This is a genomic window from Mesoterricola sp. JemC181 (assembly GCF_055384585.1).
The window spans coordinates 2,382,815-2,398,377 of the sequence record NZ_AP045076.1 but is presented as its reverse complement, the minus strand read 5'-3'; the positions used below and the strand labels follow the sequence as shown (position 1 = coordinate 2,398,377).

General features: G+C 67.9%; 15 protein-coding genes. 10 read left to right on the top strand and 5 right to left on the bottom strand.

Features of this window, described 5'->3' with window-relative positions:
* The first annotated feature begins 200 nt into the window (after positions 1-200).
* From ACZ5MC_RS10540 to ACZ5MC_RS10505, 8 genes are all read left to right on the top strand, one after another.
* On the top strand, positions 201-470 hold the full coding sequence (locus ACZ5MC_RS10540; RefSeq protein WP_373432558.1) for a TM1266 family iron-only hydrogenase system putative regulator: 270 nt from the start codon (positions 201-203) through the stop codon (positions 468-470).
* Positions 470-1,891, top strand: a complete 1,422-nt coding sequence (gene hydG, locus ACZ5MC_RS10535; protein WP_464517698.1) for a [FeFe] hydrogenase H-cluster radical SAM maturase HydG — start codon at positions 470-472, stop codon at positions 1,889-1,891. The genes ACZ5MC_RS10540 and hydG overlap by 1 nt, the downstream gene beginning before the upstream one ends.
* Before the next feature lie 314 nt (positions 1,892-2,205).
* The gene (locus ACZ5MC_RS10530; RefSeq protein WP_306600297.1) at positions 2,206-2,577 is read left to right on the top strand and encodes a response regulator transcription factor; all 372 of its coding nucleotides are present in this window, start codon (positions 2,206-2,208) and stop codon (positions 2,575-2,577) included.
* A 10-nt stretch (positions 2,578-2,587) separates the two neighbouring features.
* Positions 2,588-3,109 (top strand): NADH-quinone oxidoreductase subunit NuoE family protein, encoded by a 522-nt coding sequence (locus ACZ5MC_RS10525; protein WP_306600296.1) that lies wholly within the window; start codon positions 2,588-2,590, stop codon positions 3,107-3,109.
* Positions 3,106-4,281 carry a complex I 51 kDa subunit family protein gene (locus ACZ5MC_RS10520; protein ID WP_306600295.1) on the top strand — a complete coding sequence of 392 codons (1,176 nt, stop codon included), beginning with the start codon at positions 3,106-3,108 and terminating at the stop codon, positions 4,279-4,281. The genes ACZ5MC_RS10525 and ACZ5MC_RS10520 overlap by 4 nt, the downstream gene beginning before the upstream one ends.
* An 18-nt stretch (positions 4,282-4,299) precedes the next feature.
* Positions 4,300-6,222, top strand: coding sequence for an NADH-dependent [FeFe] hydrogenase, group A6 (locus ACZ5MC_RS10515; RefSeq protein ID WP_306600294.1), 1,923 nt, complete (start codon positions 4,300-4,302; stop codon positions 6,220-6,222).
* Positions 6,223-6,235: 13 nt separating this feature from the next.
* Positions 6,236-7,552 (top strand): GAF domain-containing sensor histidine kinase, encoded by a 1,317-nt coding sequence (locus ACZ5MC_RS10510; protein ID WP_464517697.1) that lies wholly within the window; start codon positions 6,236-6,238, stop codon positions 7,550-7,552.
* A gap of 332 nt (positions 7,553-7,884) precedes the next feature.
* A complete protein-coding gene (locus ACZ5MC_RS10505; protein WP_306600292.1) occupies positions 7,885-8,274 on the top strand; it encodes a DUF2914 domain-containing protein in 390 nt (129 codons plus the stop codon).
* Here ACZ5MC_RS10505 and ACZ5MC_RS10500 read toward each other — a convergent pair.
* Complete coding sequence (locus ACZ5MC_RS10500; protein ID WP_306600291.1) at positions 8,267-8,692, bottom strand: hypothetical protein; 426 nt, start codon at positions 8,690-8,692, stop codon at positions 8,267-8,269. The two genes, ACZ5MC_RS10505 and ACZ5MC_RS10500, sit on opposite strands and share 8 nt — an antisense overlap.
* A 107-nt stretch (positions 8,693-8,799) precedes the next feature.
* Between ACZ5MC_RS10500 and ACZ5MC_RS10495 the strand changes: the two genes are divergently transcribed.
* The gene (locus ACZ5MC_RS10495; protein WP_306600290.1) at positions 8,800-9,636 is read left to right on the top strand and encodes a DMT family transporter; all 837 of its coding nucleotides are present in this window, start codon (positions 8,800-8,802) and stop codon (positions 9,634-9,636) included.
* Here the strand turns inward: ACZ5MC_RS10495 and dusB are convergent, their stop codons facing one another.
* Genes dusB through ACZ5MC_RS10475 form a run of 4 tightly spaced genes read right to left on the bottom strand, consistent with a single transcriptional unit; the run spans position 9,637 to position 13,875 of the window.
* Positions 9,637-10,629, bottom strand: a complete 993-nt coding sequence (dusB, locus tag ACZ5MC_RS10490; RefSeq protein ID WP_306600289.1) for a tRNA dihydrouridine synthase DusB — start codon at positions 10,627-10,629, stop codon at positions 9,637-9,639.
* The gene (locus ACZ5MC_RS10485; RefSeq protein ID WP_306600288.1) at positions 10,626-11,000 is read right to left on the bottom strand and encodes a 5-carboxymethyl-2-hydroxymuconate Delta-isomerase; all 375 of its coding nucleotides are present in this window, start codon (positions 10,998-11,000) and stop codon (positions 10,626-10,628) included. The genes dusB and ACZ5MC_RS10485 overlap by 4 nt, the downstream gene beginning before the upstream one ends.
* A 3-nt stretch (positions 11,001-11,003) precedes the next feature.
* Positions 11,004-11,942: a hypothetical protein gene (locus tag ACZ5MC_RS10480; RefSeq protein ID WP_306600287.1), complete on the bottom strand. Its 939-nt coding sequence runs from the start codon at positions 11,940-11,942 to the stop codon at positions 11,004-11,006.
* A gap of 22 nt (positions 11,943-11,964) precedes the next feature.
* Positions 11,965-13,875 (bottom strand): serine/threonine-protein kinase, encoded by a 1,911-nt coding sequence (locus ACZ5MC_RS10475; RefSeq protein WP_306600286.1) that lies wholly within the window; start codon positions 13,873-13,875, stop codon positions 11,965-11,967.
* Between the two features lie 147 nt (positions 13,876-14,022).
* On the opposite strand from ACZ5MC_RS10475, the gene ACZ5MC_RS10470 reads away from it, so the two are divergent.
* Positions 14,023-15,552, top strand: a complete 1,530-nt coding sequence (locus ACZ5MC_RS10470) for a glycosyltransferase (RefSeq protein ID WP_306600285.1) — start codon at positions 14,023-14,025, stop codon at positions 15,550-15,552.
* The last annotated feature ends 11 nt before the right edge of the window (positions 15,553-15,563 follow it).

Genomic DNA, 15,563 nt, shown 5'->3' with positions numbered 1-15,563 from the left:
AGGTCCCAATTCATTGACGCTTTTCCCGTGCGGGCCTATCTCTGGAGTGTCGGGCAGCGGGATCCGTTCCGTTGCCGGTCACACCCTCCACCCCACCCCCGACCGCAAGGCCAACCCCGAGCGGAAGGACACGCGGGACTCCGCACGTCCATCCCGTCGAGACGCCTGGGCCGGGCCCGCCAGAAAGGGCCGGCATGAGCATGACGAAGCGCCTCGGGGTCGTGGGAATCGTCGTCGAGGACCTCGCCTCGGCGCCGGAGGTCAACGCCATCCTCCATGATTCGGCCTCCCTCATCGTGGGGCGCATGGGGATCCCCTACCGGGAGCGCGGCGTGTCCATCGTCTCCCTCATCGTCGACGGCACGACCGACGAGCTCAGCGCCCTCACCGGGCGCCTGGGGCGCGTTCCCGGCATCGCCGTCAAGACCGCCCTGGCCCGGGAGGTCCCCGCTTCAAGCAAGGAGTCCTGATGTCCTACGATCCCCGTTCCTCCGATCCCAACGACTTCATCGACCATGGGGAGATCGAGTCCACCCTGGAAGGCGCCGTCCTGCAGGCCCGGGACCCCAAGGCCGTCCGCGCCATCCTGGACCGCGCCGCCACCTTCGGCGGCCTCACCCACCGGGAGGCCGCCGTCCTCCTGAACGTGGAGGACCCCGCCATCCTGGGCGAGGTCTTCACCCTGGCCCGGCACATCAAGGAGCACATCTACGGCCGGCGCATCGTGATGTTCGCGCCCCTCTACCTCTCCGACTTCTGCGTGAACCAGTGCAGCTACTGCGGCTACAACCACGACAACCCCATGCCGCGGCGCAGGCTGGACCAGGCGGAGCTGGCCGAGGAGATCCGGGTGCTGGAGGGCCTCGGCCACAAGCGCCTGGCCCTGGAGGTGGGCGAGGACCCGGTGAACTGCCCCCTGGACTACGTGCTGGAGTGCATCGCGACCATCTATTCCCTCAAGTTCAAGAACGGCGCCATCCGCCGGGTGAACGTGAACATCGCGGCCACCACGGAGGACGACTACCGCCGGCTCAAGGACGCGGGCATCGGCACCTACATCCTCTTCCAGGAGACCTACCACAAGCCCACCTACCTGGCCGTGCACAAGGGCCCCAAGCGGAACTACGAGTGGCACACCGGCGCCCACGACCGCGCCATGAGGGCCGGTATCGACGACGTGGGCCTCGGCGTCCTCTACGGGCTCTTCGACTGGAAGTACGAGACGGTGGGCATGCTCATGCACGCCGAGCACCTGGAGGCGGCCCTGGGCGTGGGTCCCCACACCCTCTCCGTGCCCCGCATCCGCGCGGCGTCCGGCGTGTCCGCCTGCGACTTCCCCCACCTGGTCTCGGACGAGGACTTCAAGAAGGTCGTGGCCGTGCTCCGCCTGGCCACCCCCTACGCCGGCATGATCCTCTCCACCCGCGAGCCCATGGGCTACCGGGAGGAAGTGATCGCCCTGGGCATCTCCCAGGTGAGCGCCGGGTCCTGCACCGGGGTGGGCGGCTACGCCCAGACCCCCAAGCTGGGCTTCGAGGACGCCGTCCCCCAGTTCGAGCCCGCCGACCATCGCAGCCCCACCGAGGTGCTGAAGGACCTCCTGCGCGACGGCTACGTCCCCAGCTACTGCACCGCCTGCTACCGGGAAGGCAGGACCGGGGACCGCTTCATGAAGCTGGCCAAGACCGGCCAGATCGCCAACGTCTGCCAGCCCAACGCCCTGCTGACGCTCATGGAATACATCGAGGACTACGGCGACCCGGAACTAAGGGAGCTCGGAGAGCACAGGATCAAGGAGGAGCTGGCCACGATCCCCAACCCGAAGGCCCGGGAGGCCGCCAGCAACTACCTGGAAAGGATCCGGGCCGGAGAAAGGGACCTGCGGTTCTGATATAGGTCGTTTTTTCTCAGCGGTCCTCCGCGAGCCCTCAGCGCCTCCGCGTTTGATTGTTTTCTTAAAGATTCTCAATGCTGGTGTAAATCCAAGCAAATAGAATACTTAAAGAAACAATCAAACGCGGAGGCGCTGCGGGCTCGCGGAGGATCGCGGAAAGGGGAAATGGGAATAAACTCGACTAATTTCATCTGATATTCGGTTTTTTTGTCCGGGATCCAGTTATTTCTCCCCTCATGGCTGAACCCGACCTAGACTTGGGTGCATCCGATCCCCATACAACTCAATCCGATTCCCACCGGAGAACAGCCATGGCCAAGATCCTCATCGTCGACGACGATCCAGACATCGTGGAAGCGAGCACGCTCTTCCTGGAAAGGGCCGGGCACACCCTTTCCAGCGCCTACAACCGCAGGGACGGCATGAAGGCGGTGGAGGTTTTCGGACCCGATCTCCTCATTCTCGACGTGATGATGGAGCAGCCCGACGACGGCTTCGCCATGGCGCAGGAGCTGCGGCGCCAGGGGTGGAAGCGGCCCATCCTCATGCTCACGTCCGTGGCTTCCGCCTCCGGGCTCGCCTTCGGGCGGGACGACGAGATGGTGCCGGTGGACGACTTCCAGGCCAAGCCCGTGGAACCCGCGGAGCTGGTCCGGAAGGTCGCCGCCCTTCTGGAAAGGTAGGAGGCAACCCATGCTGATGACCGAACGCGACCGTCTCGCTGAGGAGATCCGGTCCCTGGCCGCCAGGCTGGGGCAGGACCGCACCTCCCTCATTCCCATCCTCCTTGAAGTGAAGCGCAAGTACCACACCATCGACAGCTATGCGATGCAGGTCATCGCCGACCTCCTGGGCATCCACCCCGTGGAGGTCAACAGCGTGGTGTCCTTCTACGCCTTCCTGGGCGACCACCGCCAGGGCAAGTTCGTCATCCGCCTGTGCCGGACGATCTCCTGCGACATGCAGGGCAAGAGCCGGGTGAAGCGCCAGCTGGAGAACGACCTGGGCATCGGCTTCGGGGAGACCACCCCCGACGGCAAGTTCACCCTGGAATACGCCAACTGCATGGGCATGTGCGACCAGGGCCCGGCCATGCTCGTCAACGACCGGATCTACACCCGCGTCACGCCCGAAAAGGTCCACGAGATCCTGGAGGAGTGCCGCCGGGTCTTCGGCGTCCACGCCGCCGAAACGAAGGAGGTGGTGTTCAAATGAGCTCCCTGCCCACCTACACCGAACAGATCCCCGAGGCCGGCCTGAAGGCCGCCCTCGCCAAGGACCGCCCCCAGATCATCAGCGACATCAGCGCCTCCGGCCTCAAGGGCCGCGGGGGCGCGGGCTTCCCCACCGGCGTGAAGTGGAACTTCGCCGCGGCCGCCCAGTCCGACAAGAAGTTCGTCATCTGCAACGCCGACGAGGGAGAGCCCGGAACCTTCAAGGACCGCGTGATCCTGCAGGAGCACGCGGACCTGGTCTTCGAGGGCATGACCATCGCCGGCAAGGCCATCGGCGCCCACGAGGGCATCCTGTTCCTCAGGGGCGAGTACACCTACCTGAGGGGCCACCTGGAGGCGGTCCTGGCGGGCCGCCGGGACCGCAACCTCCTGGGCAAGGGCATCCTCGGGTCGAACCTCGACTTCGACATCCGCATCTTCATGGGTGCCGGAGCCTACATCTGCGGCGAGGAGACCGCCCTCATCGAGGCCCTGGAGGGCTTCCGGGGCGAGCCCCGCAACCGGCCCCCCTTCCCCGTCAACACCGGATTCCTGGGCCGGCCCTCCATCGTGAACAACGTGGAGACCCTGGCCTGGGCCGCGTGCATCCTGGGCCAGGGCCCCGAGTGGTTCCGCCGGCACGGCACGGAGAAGTCCACCGGGCGCAAGATCTTCAGCGTCTCGGGCGACTGCGAGCGGCCCGGTGTCTACGAGTTCCCCATGGGCCTCACCGTGGCCGAACTGCTGCGCGAGGTGGGCGGGGAGGACGCCAAGGCCGCCCAGATCGGCGGGGCCGCCGGGCAGTGCGTGCCCGCCAAGGACTTCGGGCGCTCCATCGCCTTCGAGGACATCCCCACCGGCGGCTCGATCATCGTCCTGGGTCCGCAGCGGGACATGCTGGACGTCCTCCACAACTTCCTGGAGTTCTTCGTGGACGAGTCGTGCGGCCAGTGCGCGCCGTGCCGCCTGGGCAACACCAAGCTCCTCGAGGGCCTGGAGATGCTCCGCAAAGGCACCTGCAGCATGGCCTATCTCAAGGAGCTGTGCTCCCTGGGGGAGACCATGCAGGTCGCCTCCAAGTGCGGCCTCGGCCAGAGCAGTCCCAACGCCTTCCTCTCCGTCGTGGCGAACTTCCGCGAGGAGCTGATGGGCCGAATCCCAACCCACGCCTGACCTGTTACGAGGTTGCCCATGTCCACCGAACTCCCAGAGACCCCCAAGCGGGCGCCCTCGAGCCAGCTGGGGCAGAACCTCGCCGTGGCCGAGAACACCTCGGCCATCGGCGGCACCGTCAGCATCTCCATCGACGGCCAGGCCCTGAAGGTGCCCCTGGGCACCACCATCCTCGACGCCGCCAAGCGCATCGGCATCAAGATCCCCACCCTCTGCAACCACCCGGACCTCTGCGTGGCGGGCGTCTGCCGCATCTGCTCCGTCGAGGTCGAAGGCCAGCGGACCCTCCAGGCCGCCTGCGCCTACCCCGTCACCTCGCCCATCAAGGTGTTCACCCACACCCGCAAGGTGCGCATGGCCCGGCGGCACATCGTCGACCTGATGCTCAGCGAGCACTACGGCCACTGCTACGCCTGCGGCCGGAACAACAACTGCGAGCTCCAGACGCTGGCCAAGGAGTACGGCGTCGACTACTTCCGCTTCGGCCACCCCGAGAAGCCGGTCCACGCCATCGACCATTCCAGCTACTCCGTGGTGCGCGACAACAACAAGTGCGTGCTGTGCCGGCGCTGCGTGCGCACCTGCATCGACGTGCAGGACGTGGGCACCATCGAGGTGCTGGGCCGGGGCCGCACCAGCCACGTCTCCACCTTCCTGGAAAAGCCCCTGGGCAGCGTGGTGTGCATCAACTGCGGCCAGTGCATCAACCGCTGCCCCACGGGCGCCCTGCGCGCCAACGATCCCACCGACGAGGTGTGGGAGGCCATCCACGACCCGAAAAAGCACGTGGTCATCCAGACGGCCCCCAGCCCCCGCGCCGCCATCGGCGAGTGCTTCGGCCAGCCCGCGGGCAAGGCGCTGACCTTCGAGCTGAACACCGCCCTGCGCATGTGCGGCTTCGACCAGGTGTTCGACACCAACTTCAGCGCCGACCTCACCATCATGGAGGAGGGCACCGAGCTCCTGCTCCGCCTCAAGAAGGCCCTGGTGGACGGCGAGCCCGCGGCCTTCCCCCAGTTCACCAGCTGCTCCCCGGGCTGGGTGAAGTACCTCGAGCACTTCTATCCGGAGTACATCCCCAACCTCAGCACCGCCAAGAGCCCCCAGCAGATGTTCGGCGCGGTCATCAAGACCTACTACGCCGAAAAGCAGGGCATCGACCCCAAGGACATCGTCACCGTGGCCCTCATGCCGTGCTCGGCCAAGAAGTTCGAATGCAACCGGCCCGAGATGGACGACTCCGGCTTCAAGGACGTGGACTACGGCCTGACCACCCGCGAGCTGGCCAAGATGATCAGCGAGACCGGCCTGGACCTGCCCCGCCTGCCCAAGTCGGACTTCGACGCGCCCTTCGGCACGGCCACGGGATCGGGGGTCATCTTCGGCGCCACGGGAGGCGTCATGGAGGCCGCGCTGCGCACCGTCATCGAGCTGGTGGTGGGCGTCAAGGTGGAGGACCTCTTCGAGCACGCGGACATCAAGCCCGTGCGCGGCTTCGAGGGCGTCAAGTACGTCGAGCTCGCCATCCCCAAGGTGGGTCCGGTGCCGGCCATGCTGGCCCCCCTCTTCCCAAGCTGGGACTTCCTCAAGGGCGCCACCCTCAAGGTGGCCGTGGCCCACGGCACCGCCAACGCCAAGGCGGTCATGGAGGACATCAAGCAAGGCGGCCAGTTCAGCCAATGCCACTTCATCGAGTTCATGGGGTGCCCCGGCGGGTGCCTCGGCGGGGGCGGCCAGCCCATCCCCACCTCCCCGGAGATCCGGAAGGCCCGGGCCCAGGCCATCTACGCCGAGGATGCCGCCTACGCGGTGCGAAAGTCCCACGAGAATCCCGATGTGCTGAAGATCTACGCCGAGTACCTCACCGAAGGCCCCTGCGGGCACAGGAGCCACAAGCTCCTCCATACCCACTACACTGAGCGTGGACGCTACATCGAGTAGTCCCAGGGGCAAAATGGCCGAGGTCCATCCCATCCTGCACTTCCTCGCCCCCACCGGGGCGGGGGCGGTGCGCGCCTTCGACGCGCAGGAGCAGGAGGTCCTGGACCACGTGAACCGCGAGATCGCCGGGGAGTCCTCCCTCGACGACATCCTGGACTTCCTCTTCCAGGGCATCCGGGAGCTGTACCCCTGCGACCGCATCGGCCTCGCCTTCATCGAGGACGAGGGCCGCCGCATCGTGGCCCACCGCAGCAGGGCGAACTACGAGCCCATCCTCCTCAAGGAGGGCTATGCCGAGGACCTGGCGGGGAGCTCCCTGCGCCGGGTGCTGGACTCCAACTGCGCCCGGGTCATCTACGACCTCCCGCGCTACCTGGCCGACCACCCCCGCAGCGGCTCCACCCGGATCCTCGTGAAGGAGGGGGTGCGCAGTTCCCTCACCTGCCCCCTCACGGTGAAGGACCGGGCCATCGGCGTCATCTTCCTGAGTTCCCGGGAGACGCGCGCCTATACGCCCTACCACGTCCAGCTGTGGATGGCCCTGGCCGAACGGCTCTCCCAGGCCGTGGAGAAGACCTGGCGCATCGAGCAGCTCACCGCCGCCAACCAGGCCTACACCGAGGTGCTCGCCTTCGTCAGCCACGAGCTGAAGAACCCCATCGCCAGCATGATCACCGACGCGCGGGTCCTGGCCGACGGCTACCTGGGGCCCCTCGAGGCGCGCCAGACCCAGAAGCTGGAGCGCCTCATCTCGAAGGGCAGCTACCTCCTCGACCTCATCGGCGAATACCTGGACCTGGCGCGCATGGAGGGCGGCAACCTGGCCCTCCACCCCATCGCCGCGGCCTTCGAGGCCGAGGTGGTGGAGCCCTCCATGGAGCTCGCCCTGGGCCAGGCCCAGGCCAAGGGCATGACCCTGGAGCGGCGCCTCCCCCCGGACCTGCCGCCCGTGCAGTGCGATCCCGGGCTCCTGCGCATCGTCCTGGCGAACCTGCTGGGCAATGCCGTGAAGTACGGCCGGGAGGGCGGCGCCGTCCGCCTCACGGTGGAGTCCGGACCGGCGGGCCTCAAGGTCGCCGTGTGGAACGAAGGCCCGGGGTTCAGGGCCGAGGACCGGCCCAAGCTCTTCCGGAAGTTCAGCCGCCTCCAGTCCCCGGAACTGAGGGCCCAGAAGGGCACCGGCGTCGGGCTCTACACGGCCTGGCGCATCGTACACCTGCATGGGGGCCGCATGGATGCGGTGAGCCAGGCCGGAGCCTGGGCGGAGTTCAGCTTCGAGGTGCCCCAGCCGCTGCCGGAGGTTGGCGATAAGGGGATGGGGAACCCCTGAGGCCTGGTGCAGCATCCGGCAAAGTCATTGGAATAGGATTCCGAGAAGGCCAGGGCGTTCGAAGTTCGGCAGCAGAAGCCGATGATCTGCTGTGAGAGCGGGTCCTGGATAGGCATGGCGTGCCTCCAAAACCCCCAGGAGTCGACACTCCGCCACCGGGTTCGAACGGGGAATTGGATGTTCGGGAAAAGGCAGGATGAAGACTGGCCACCTCCTTGTGGAACCTGGATACCGCTTTCGAACCCTGACCTGCCGGACCCTGCACCAGGACCCCGAGGTCTTCCCCAGCCTGCCGAAATGACTATAATCCAATACCGACAGGAGGAAAAAACATGCGCACAACCCTGCTCCGCACCCTTGGATGGGCGGCCTTCGCAGCCACCGCGGTCCTGGCCGCGGATCCCTCGGCCGAACTCAAGGTCGGCCTCGGAATCGACAAGATGGAGATCGCGGAAGCCTCGGACACGTTCAAGGTGGCCCCGGACACCAAGCTCTACGCCTGGACGAAGGTCACCGGCCTGGAGGGCGCGACCGTGACCCTCAGCTTCCAGAAGGACGGCAAGGCCGTGTTCCAGAAGGATCTGGAGGTGCCCCGCAGCCCCTACCGCACCCACGCCTTCCGCACCTTCCGCGCCGGCGACGGCGGGAGCTGGACCGTCAAGGCCCTGGACAAGGACGGCAAGGAGCTGGGGACCGCCGCCTTCACCGTCGAGGTCAAGTGACCGGCCGCAGCTCCAGGAGGACCCCCGGGGCCGGGGACTCGGGCTTGTAGTAGGCGAGGCGGCCCGGAACGCAGCACAGGATCGCGCCGTGCTCGCTCATGCACACCAGGTTCAGCGCGTCGCGCAACGGCATCGCCTTGCCGTCGGCCTTCAGTCCGTAGGCGATGACGTGGCAACCGTCCCCGGCGCCCAGGCCCCGCAGGAGCTTCTCCAGTTCGAGGGGAAAGTCCTGGGGCCCAGGCACCTCCCGGGCGAGTTCCGGGATCACGGGCAGGCCGTGGCCCAGCCGGTCCAGGACTTCCTGGCGCCGCCTGGGGTTGGCCAGGAACTGGATGAACCGGGCCCTCTTGGCAGGGAGGATGAAGGCCCGGGCGAAGGCTTCCTCGGGACCCACGGGGGGACGTTTGTGGCTTTCCATGACCCTGCCCTTCCGGAGTTCGCGGGGACCGCTTCAGACGAGCCTAGCACTTGGGGGCCGATCCCCGGTTTGGGATTCCCGGGCCGTGGTGGAACAATCCAGGTGAGATGCCCCCCCGCGCGCTCCCCCTCACCCTCCTGGCCATGGCCGCCTTCGCCGCGAATTCCCTGCTCTGCAGGGCCGCCCTGACGCACACCGCCACCGACCCGGCCACGTTCACCGCCCTGCGCCTTCTTTCCGGGGCCGCCGCCACCTGGGCCATCGCGCGCAGGGGCAAGGGAAAGGGCGGCAGCTGGCCTTCGGCCATCGCGCTCTTCGTCTACGCCGCCGGGTTCTCCTTCGCCTACGTGGCCCTGCAGGCGGGCCTGGGCGCCTTCCTCCTCTTCACCGCGGTCCAGGCCACGATGGTCCTGGCCGGCCTCCTGCGCGGGGAGCGGCTCGGCCCGCCCCAGTGGGCCGGGCTGGCCCTGGCCCTGGGCGGCCTCTTCGGCCTCCTCGCGCCCGGCAGGACCGCCCCGCCCCTTCCCGCGGCCCTGCTCATGCTGGCCGCGGGCGTGGCCTGGGGAGTCTACTCCCTTCGCGGCCGGGAGGCCGGCGATCCGGGCCGGGCCACCGCCGGCAACTTCCTGCGCGCCGTGCCGCTGGCCCTGGCGCTGAGCCTCATCCTGCTCCCCTGGTCAAGGGTCGACGCCGCCGGCGCAGGCTATGCCGTGGCCTCCGGCGCTCTCGGCTCCGGCCTGGGCTACGCCGTGTGGTACGCCGCCATGCGGGGCCTCCGCACCACCACCGCCTCGGCGGTGCAGCTCAGCGTGCCCGTCCTGGCGGCCCTGGCCGGGGTGGCGATCCTGGGCGAGCCGGTGACGGCGAGGCTCCTGGGCGGCAGCGCCGCCATCCTGGGCGGCCTCGCCTTGATCCTCCTGAAGGCCGGGAACCGCCGCCGTTGATCAGGCCTCCGGCGCGGCCCGGTAGTGCTTGAGCTTCTCCAGCTCCCCGATGATCGTCGTGTGGTCGTGGCACTCCTGGAGGCCCTGGCGGAAGTGGACGCCGCCGGGGAGGCCCTTGGTGAACCAGGACCCGATCTTCTTCATCTTGTGCAGGGCCTCCCGCGGCTCCAGGAGGTCCAGGAGCAGGCCGAAGAAGGAGATGCAGAGGTCGATGCGCTCGGCCTCGGTGACCTCCAGGCCGGGCTCCATCACCTGGCGGAAGATCCAGGGATTCGTGAGGGCCGCGCGGCCGATCATGACGCCGTGGCAGCCGGTCTCGGCGGCCATGCGCAGGGCGTCGGCGGGGGTGTTCACGTCGCCGTTGCCGATGATGGGGAAGCCGACGCCGGCCTCCACGGCCCGGGCGATGAGGGACCAGTCGGCGTGCCCTTCGTACTGCTGGGCCCGGGTGCGGGGATGGATGGCCAGGGCCTTCACGCCCACCGCGTCGAACATGCGGAGGAAGTCCAGGTACTCGGCCTTCTCCTTCTGGCTGTGGTCCCAGCCGGCGCGCATCTTCACGGTGACGGGCAGGTCCACGGCCTTGACCATGGCGGTCACGCAGGCCTCCGCGAGGCGGATGTCCCTGAGGAGCGCCGACCCGGCGCCGCCCTTGGTGACATTGCTGGCGGGGCAGCCCATGTTCAGGTCGATGATGTCCGCGCCGGCGTCCCGGGCCATGCGCGCCGCGTCGGCCAGATGCTCGGGGACGCTCCCGGCCAGCTGCATGGCGAAGGGATGCTCGCCCTCGGCGGCCATCATGCGCTCGGCCTTGCGGGCATGGCGGATCAGCGCCTCGCTGCTGATCATCTCGGAGACGGTGAGGCCCACGCCGCCCACGCCCCGGATCATGCGCCGGAAGGGCTGGTCCGTGATCTCGTGGAGGGGCGCCATCACCAGCGGGGGCTGGACCCGGATGGGGCCGATGCTGAAGGAGGAATCGGGGAACGTCACGGTGCCTTTACGCTCGAGGCCTTGAAGTAGCCGTCCCTGCGCATGTCCCGCACCTCGACGGTGAGATCGGCCTGCTGCGTCTCCAGGGTCCGGGCGAAGTGGACCTTGAGGAGATCGAGGGCGCCGTTGCCCACCTTGGCGAGGACGGCCGGGTCCCGGCCCTCCAGCACGAGGATGGTGAGGTGGACGAAGGCCAGGTCCCGGCCGCCGCCGGCCATGCGGAACTCCTCGCAACGGTAGGCGCGGCTCTTGATGTCCTTGAGGTTGAAGGGGCACTCCTCGGAGAGGAACTGGTGGAGCTGCTCCCAGAAGGCCTGGAAATCAGGCTGTTCGGCGATGGTTGAGGTGTATTCGAGGGTCGTGTGGGGCATGGCTCACTTTCCGGAAGCCTGGGCTTCCAGGTCCATGATGACAGCCTCGACGGCCGAGTCGTTCCTCCAGAACAGGGCCGTGAGCCTGAGGAACCACCCGATGAGCCAGGCGTTGGCCAGGACGGCCAGGGCCTGGAGGCCCAGGAGGGACACCACCCGCAGGGGCGTGCCCCCCCCCAGGCGCCAGCCCAGGAGGAGCACCAGGAACGGCAGGCCGGCCCGGACCACCACCCCGCCGGCCACCAGGGCCGTCCACTGGACGGGATGGCTCCAGAGCCGCAGGAAGCTCGCGCGGAGGTGGCGTCCCAGGGCCCGGGAGCCGCCCAGGTTCCAGCCGGGGGCGCCGGCCCGGCCCAGGCGGCAGAGCCAGGCCTGGAGGAATAACACCGAGACGAGCGAGAGCCGGAGCAGGACCCCGCCCACCCAGTTCAGCCAGCCGAGGCCCTGGATGCCCGTGCCCGCCAGGGACGAGAGGATCCAGAGAAGGGCGGTGCCCAGGACCGCCAGCGGCAGGGCCGCGAGCAGGAGGGCGTCGGCGAAGCCCCAGAGCCAGGCGCCGAGCCTCGCGGGAACGCCCGCGGCCCGGGCCTGGACCTTCCAGCCCGCCCAGAGGAACCACACCATGGCCCCCAGGGCCGCCAGCGGGGCCCAGGGCCCGGTCCAGTGGTCCTTGAGGCCGCCGTTGGCCCCCAGGTCCCAGAGATCCCGCACGGTGACCAGCTCGCCCCAGTAGGAAGGCAGGGCGCTCCACCCGGCGAGGGCCTTGAGGTGGACGGCCCAGAGGGTGCTGGTGAGCCCATGGAAGCAGAGCCAGCCCCCCAGGAGCTGGAGTCCCCAGCGGCCGCCGCCCCCGGCCAGGGCGGCGCGGAGGAAGGACCACGGACCCCGGGGGGCTGGAGTTTCCTGTTCGGGCGCTGTCAGGTGGGAGGCTTCGTCAAGCATGGGCATCCAAAGACGCTATCACTCAGAAGCGCATATTCAACTTGAAATCTCCGGCGAGGTCCACGGGCTGGGCGGCACCCGCGCGCCCGTGCACGTTCACGGCGTGGCGGCCCTTGACCATCTGGATGGGCGTGTTGCCGTCGCTCTCCACCTGGGTGGCGATCCCGTCCACCACCACCGTCCCGGAATTGGGGAAGGTGTTGACGGTGAGGCTGCAGAGGCCCGGCAGCGGCACCGCCGCCGCCTGGCCCGGGGCCACGGTCACCGTCAGGGTCTCCCGCAGGAAGACCCTGGGATTGGCCACCTCGAGCCGGTGGCTGCCGGGGGGGGCGCTCAGCGTGCCGCCCTCCCGCACTTCGCCGGCGTCCCTGCCGTCCAGCTTCACGCGGACGGAATAGGGCGCGGTGAACTTCAGGGTGCCGGGGGCGTGGACGTCCACGGCCCTGGGTTCGGCGCCCGCCCGGGTCTGGGAGGCGGTGACGAGGGTGAACACCTGGGTCCCGGGGGTCTCCCCCTCGTTGAACCGGGTGGCCACCAGCAGGTCTCCCCGGGTGCAGGTCAGGTCGTGCTTCACGGACTGGTCCCAGTCCTTGACCTCCAGGGGGGTGACGCCGTCGAGCTTGACGGAATCCAGCACCACCGTGGCCCCGTCGGGGAAGGTGCGGATGGTCTCCAGGGACTTCACGGCCTCCAGCGTCAGCCTGGGGGGCGCGGACCCGCCCTGGAAGCGGAAGTCCAGGGGCTTGAAGCCCTTCTTCTCGAACCGGAGCACCTCCCCGGCCTTCAGGGCCAGGGGCAGCGGGGTGGTGCCCACCTCCTGGCCGCCCTTGAGGGCCCGGGCCCCGGGGGGCACGGTGTCCAGCAGCACCGGGGCGGACCCGCCGCGGAAGAGGAGGACCCCGCCGGCGCCGGCGGCGATCACCAGCGCCGCCACGGTGCCGTACAGCGCGCCCCGGCCTCCCCCGCCCCGCGCGGGGCCGGACATGGACCGGATCTCCGGGGCGGGTTCCTCCACGTGGTGGCCGTGATGGGTGCCCCCCACGTGCTCGGACCTCAGGTTGCCCAGGAGCTGCATGCGATCCGTGCGGCCCAGGTCCTTGGCGCCGTCCAGGAGGTCCTTCACGAAGGCCGAGCACGTGGGGTGGCGGTCCGCGGGGTCCTTGGCGAGGGCCTTGGCGAAGATCCGCTGCCAGGCGTCGGGCAGGAGCCCCTCCACGGGGGGCTTGATCTCGACGGGGGGCTCGTTGACGATCCGGTACAGGATGGTGTTGATGGAAGTACCTGGGAAGGGGAGGCTTCCACTGAGAAGTTCAAAGGTGAGCACGGCAAGGCTGAACAGGTCGGAGGCGGCCAGGGCGATGCCCTCGCGGATCTGCTCCGGGCTGGCGTAGCTGGGCGTGCCCAGGAAGGTGCCGGTCTGGGTGAGGGAGGCGTCCTCGCGCTTGGCGATGCCGAAATCCATCAGCTTGGGCCTGCGGTCCTGCGTGATCATGACGTTGCCGGGCTTGACGTCCCGGTGGACGATCCCCTTGTCGTGGGCGTGGTCCAGCGCGGTGGCGATGCCGGCGGCTATGACCAGCTTCTCCTTGAGGGTGAGGTTGCCGCCCTCCTTGATCAGGTCGTCCAGGGGCCTGCCCGGGACGAACTCCATGGCCAGGTAGGGACCGATCTCGCTGTCGCCCACGTCGTAGATGGTGACGATGCCCGGGTCGTTCAGGACGCCGGAGACCTCGGCCTCGCGCTGGAACCGCGCCAGGAACTCCTTGCGCTCCTGCTCGCTGTTGATGGCGTTGAGCCGGACCACCTTCACCGCCAGCTTGCGCTTGATGCGGGGATCCTCGGCGAGATAGACGGACCCCATGGCTCCGGCCCCGAGGAGCCCCTTTATCTCGTATCGACCGATGTTCTTGGGGAAATTCCCGGCTTCTTCCATGCGGATATGCCCAGCCTTCTCGTTTAATGTTGCATGGTTGTGACGAAAAAAGGGTGAAAAACATGTGGAAAAACGAAGGATTCCTGACAAGCTTGGAGGATATAGTAACGCTCGCCTGAAGGGCAAGCACGCTTGGAGAGCAGAACGATGGACGTCCTCAAGACGGTGGTGCTCGTCACCTACTTCACGATCCTCAGCATCCTGAGCATCTATGGTGCTCATCGGCTCTGGATGCTCCTTCTGTACTTCCGGCACAAGAGCAATCCCCCGCAGCCCAAGGGCGGCCGGGACTTCGAGCCCATGGTCACCGTGCAGCTGGCCATCTTCAATGAAATCAATGTGGTAGAGCGCCTCATGGACCATGTCGTGAGAATGGACTGGCCCAAGGAGAAGCTCGAGATCCAGATGCTGGACGACTCCACGGACGACACCGTCAAGGTGGCCCAGGCCGTGTGCGAGAAGTACCGCAACCTCGGCTGGGACATCTCCTACATCCACCGCACCGACCGCACCGGGTACAAGGCCGGCGCCCTGGACAACGGCCTCAAGACCGCCAAGGGCGAGTTCGTGGCCATGTTCGACGCCGACTTCCTGCCCACCGTGGACTTCCTCCGCCAGGGCGTGCCCCACTTCGCCGACGACAACATCGCCTTCGTGCAGGGCTGCTGGGACCACCTGAACCGCGACTTCTCGCTGCTCACCCAGGTCCAGGCCATCCTGCTCGACGGGCATTTCGTCTTCGAGCACACCGCCCGCCACCGTTCCAAGGCCTTCTTCAACTTCTCCGGCACCGCCGGCATGTGGCGCGTGAGCGCCATCGCCGATGCCGGGGGCTGGGAGCACGACACCATCACCGAGGACGCCGACCTGTCCTACCGGGCCCAGCTCAAGGGCTGGCGCGGCGTCTACCTCAAGGACATGGTCGTCCCCGCCGAGCTGCCCGTGGAAGTGAACGCCTTCAAGAGCCAGCAGCACCGCTGGGCCAAGGGCAACGCCCAGGTCATCCGCAAGCTCATGAAGACCATCCTGTTCAGCAAGGAGAGCCTGCACACCAAGGCCGAGTGCTGGTTCCACCTCACCGCCAACTGCAACTACATGCTCATGGTCATCCTGGCCGTGATCATGGTGCCCAGCATGTATTTCCGCGCCGGCACGCCCCCCCTGACCCTGCTGCTCACCGACGGCCCCTTCTTCCTCCTCAACGCCGTGAGCGTGGGCCTCTACTTCGGCCTGTCCCAGCGGGAGGTCTACAACAACAGGAACTGGACCAGCCGCCTCAAATACGTCCCCGGCCTCATGAGCCTGGGCATCGGGCTCTGCCTCAACCAGTCCAAGGCCGTCCTGGAAGGCTTCTTCACCGACGACATCGAATTCAAGCGCACGCCCAAGCTCGGCGTGGACGAGAAGGGCAACGGCGCCACCGCCTCCACCGCCAGGGCCTACAAGGTGCCCAAGAGCCTCGTCACGTTCCTGGAGCTGGCCTTCGCCTTCTACTACTTCGGCGCTGTCGTCGTGGCCGTCTACATCCGGAAGTGGGCCTCGGTGCCCTTCCTCTGGCTCTTCTTCAGCGGGTTCGCCTACATCAGCTTCATGTCCCTGGCCGACGTCAAGATCTTCCGCCGGCTGGCCATGGAGGAACTCGAGGACGACGAGACGGAATCCAGCCTCATCCAGTAGGCCGCAAGATT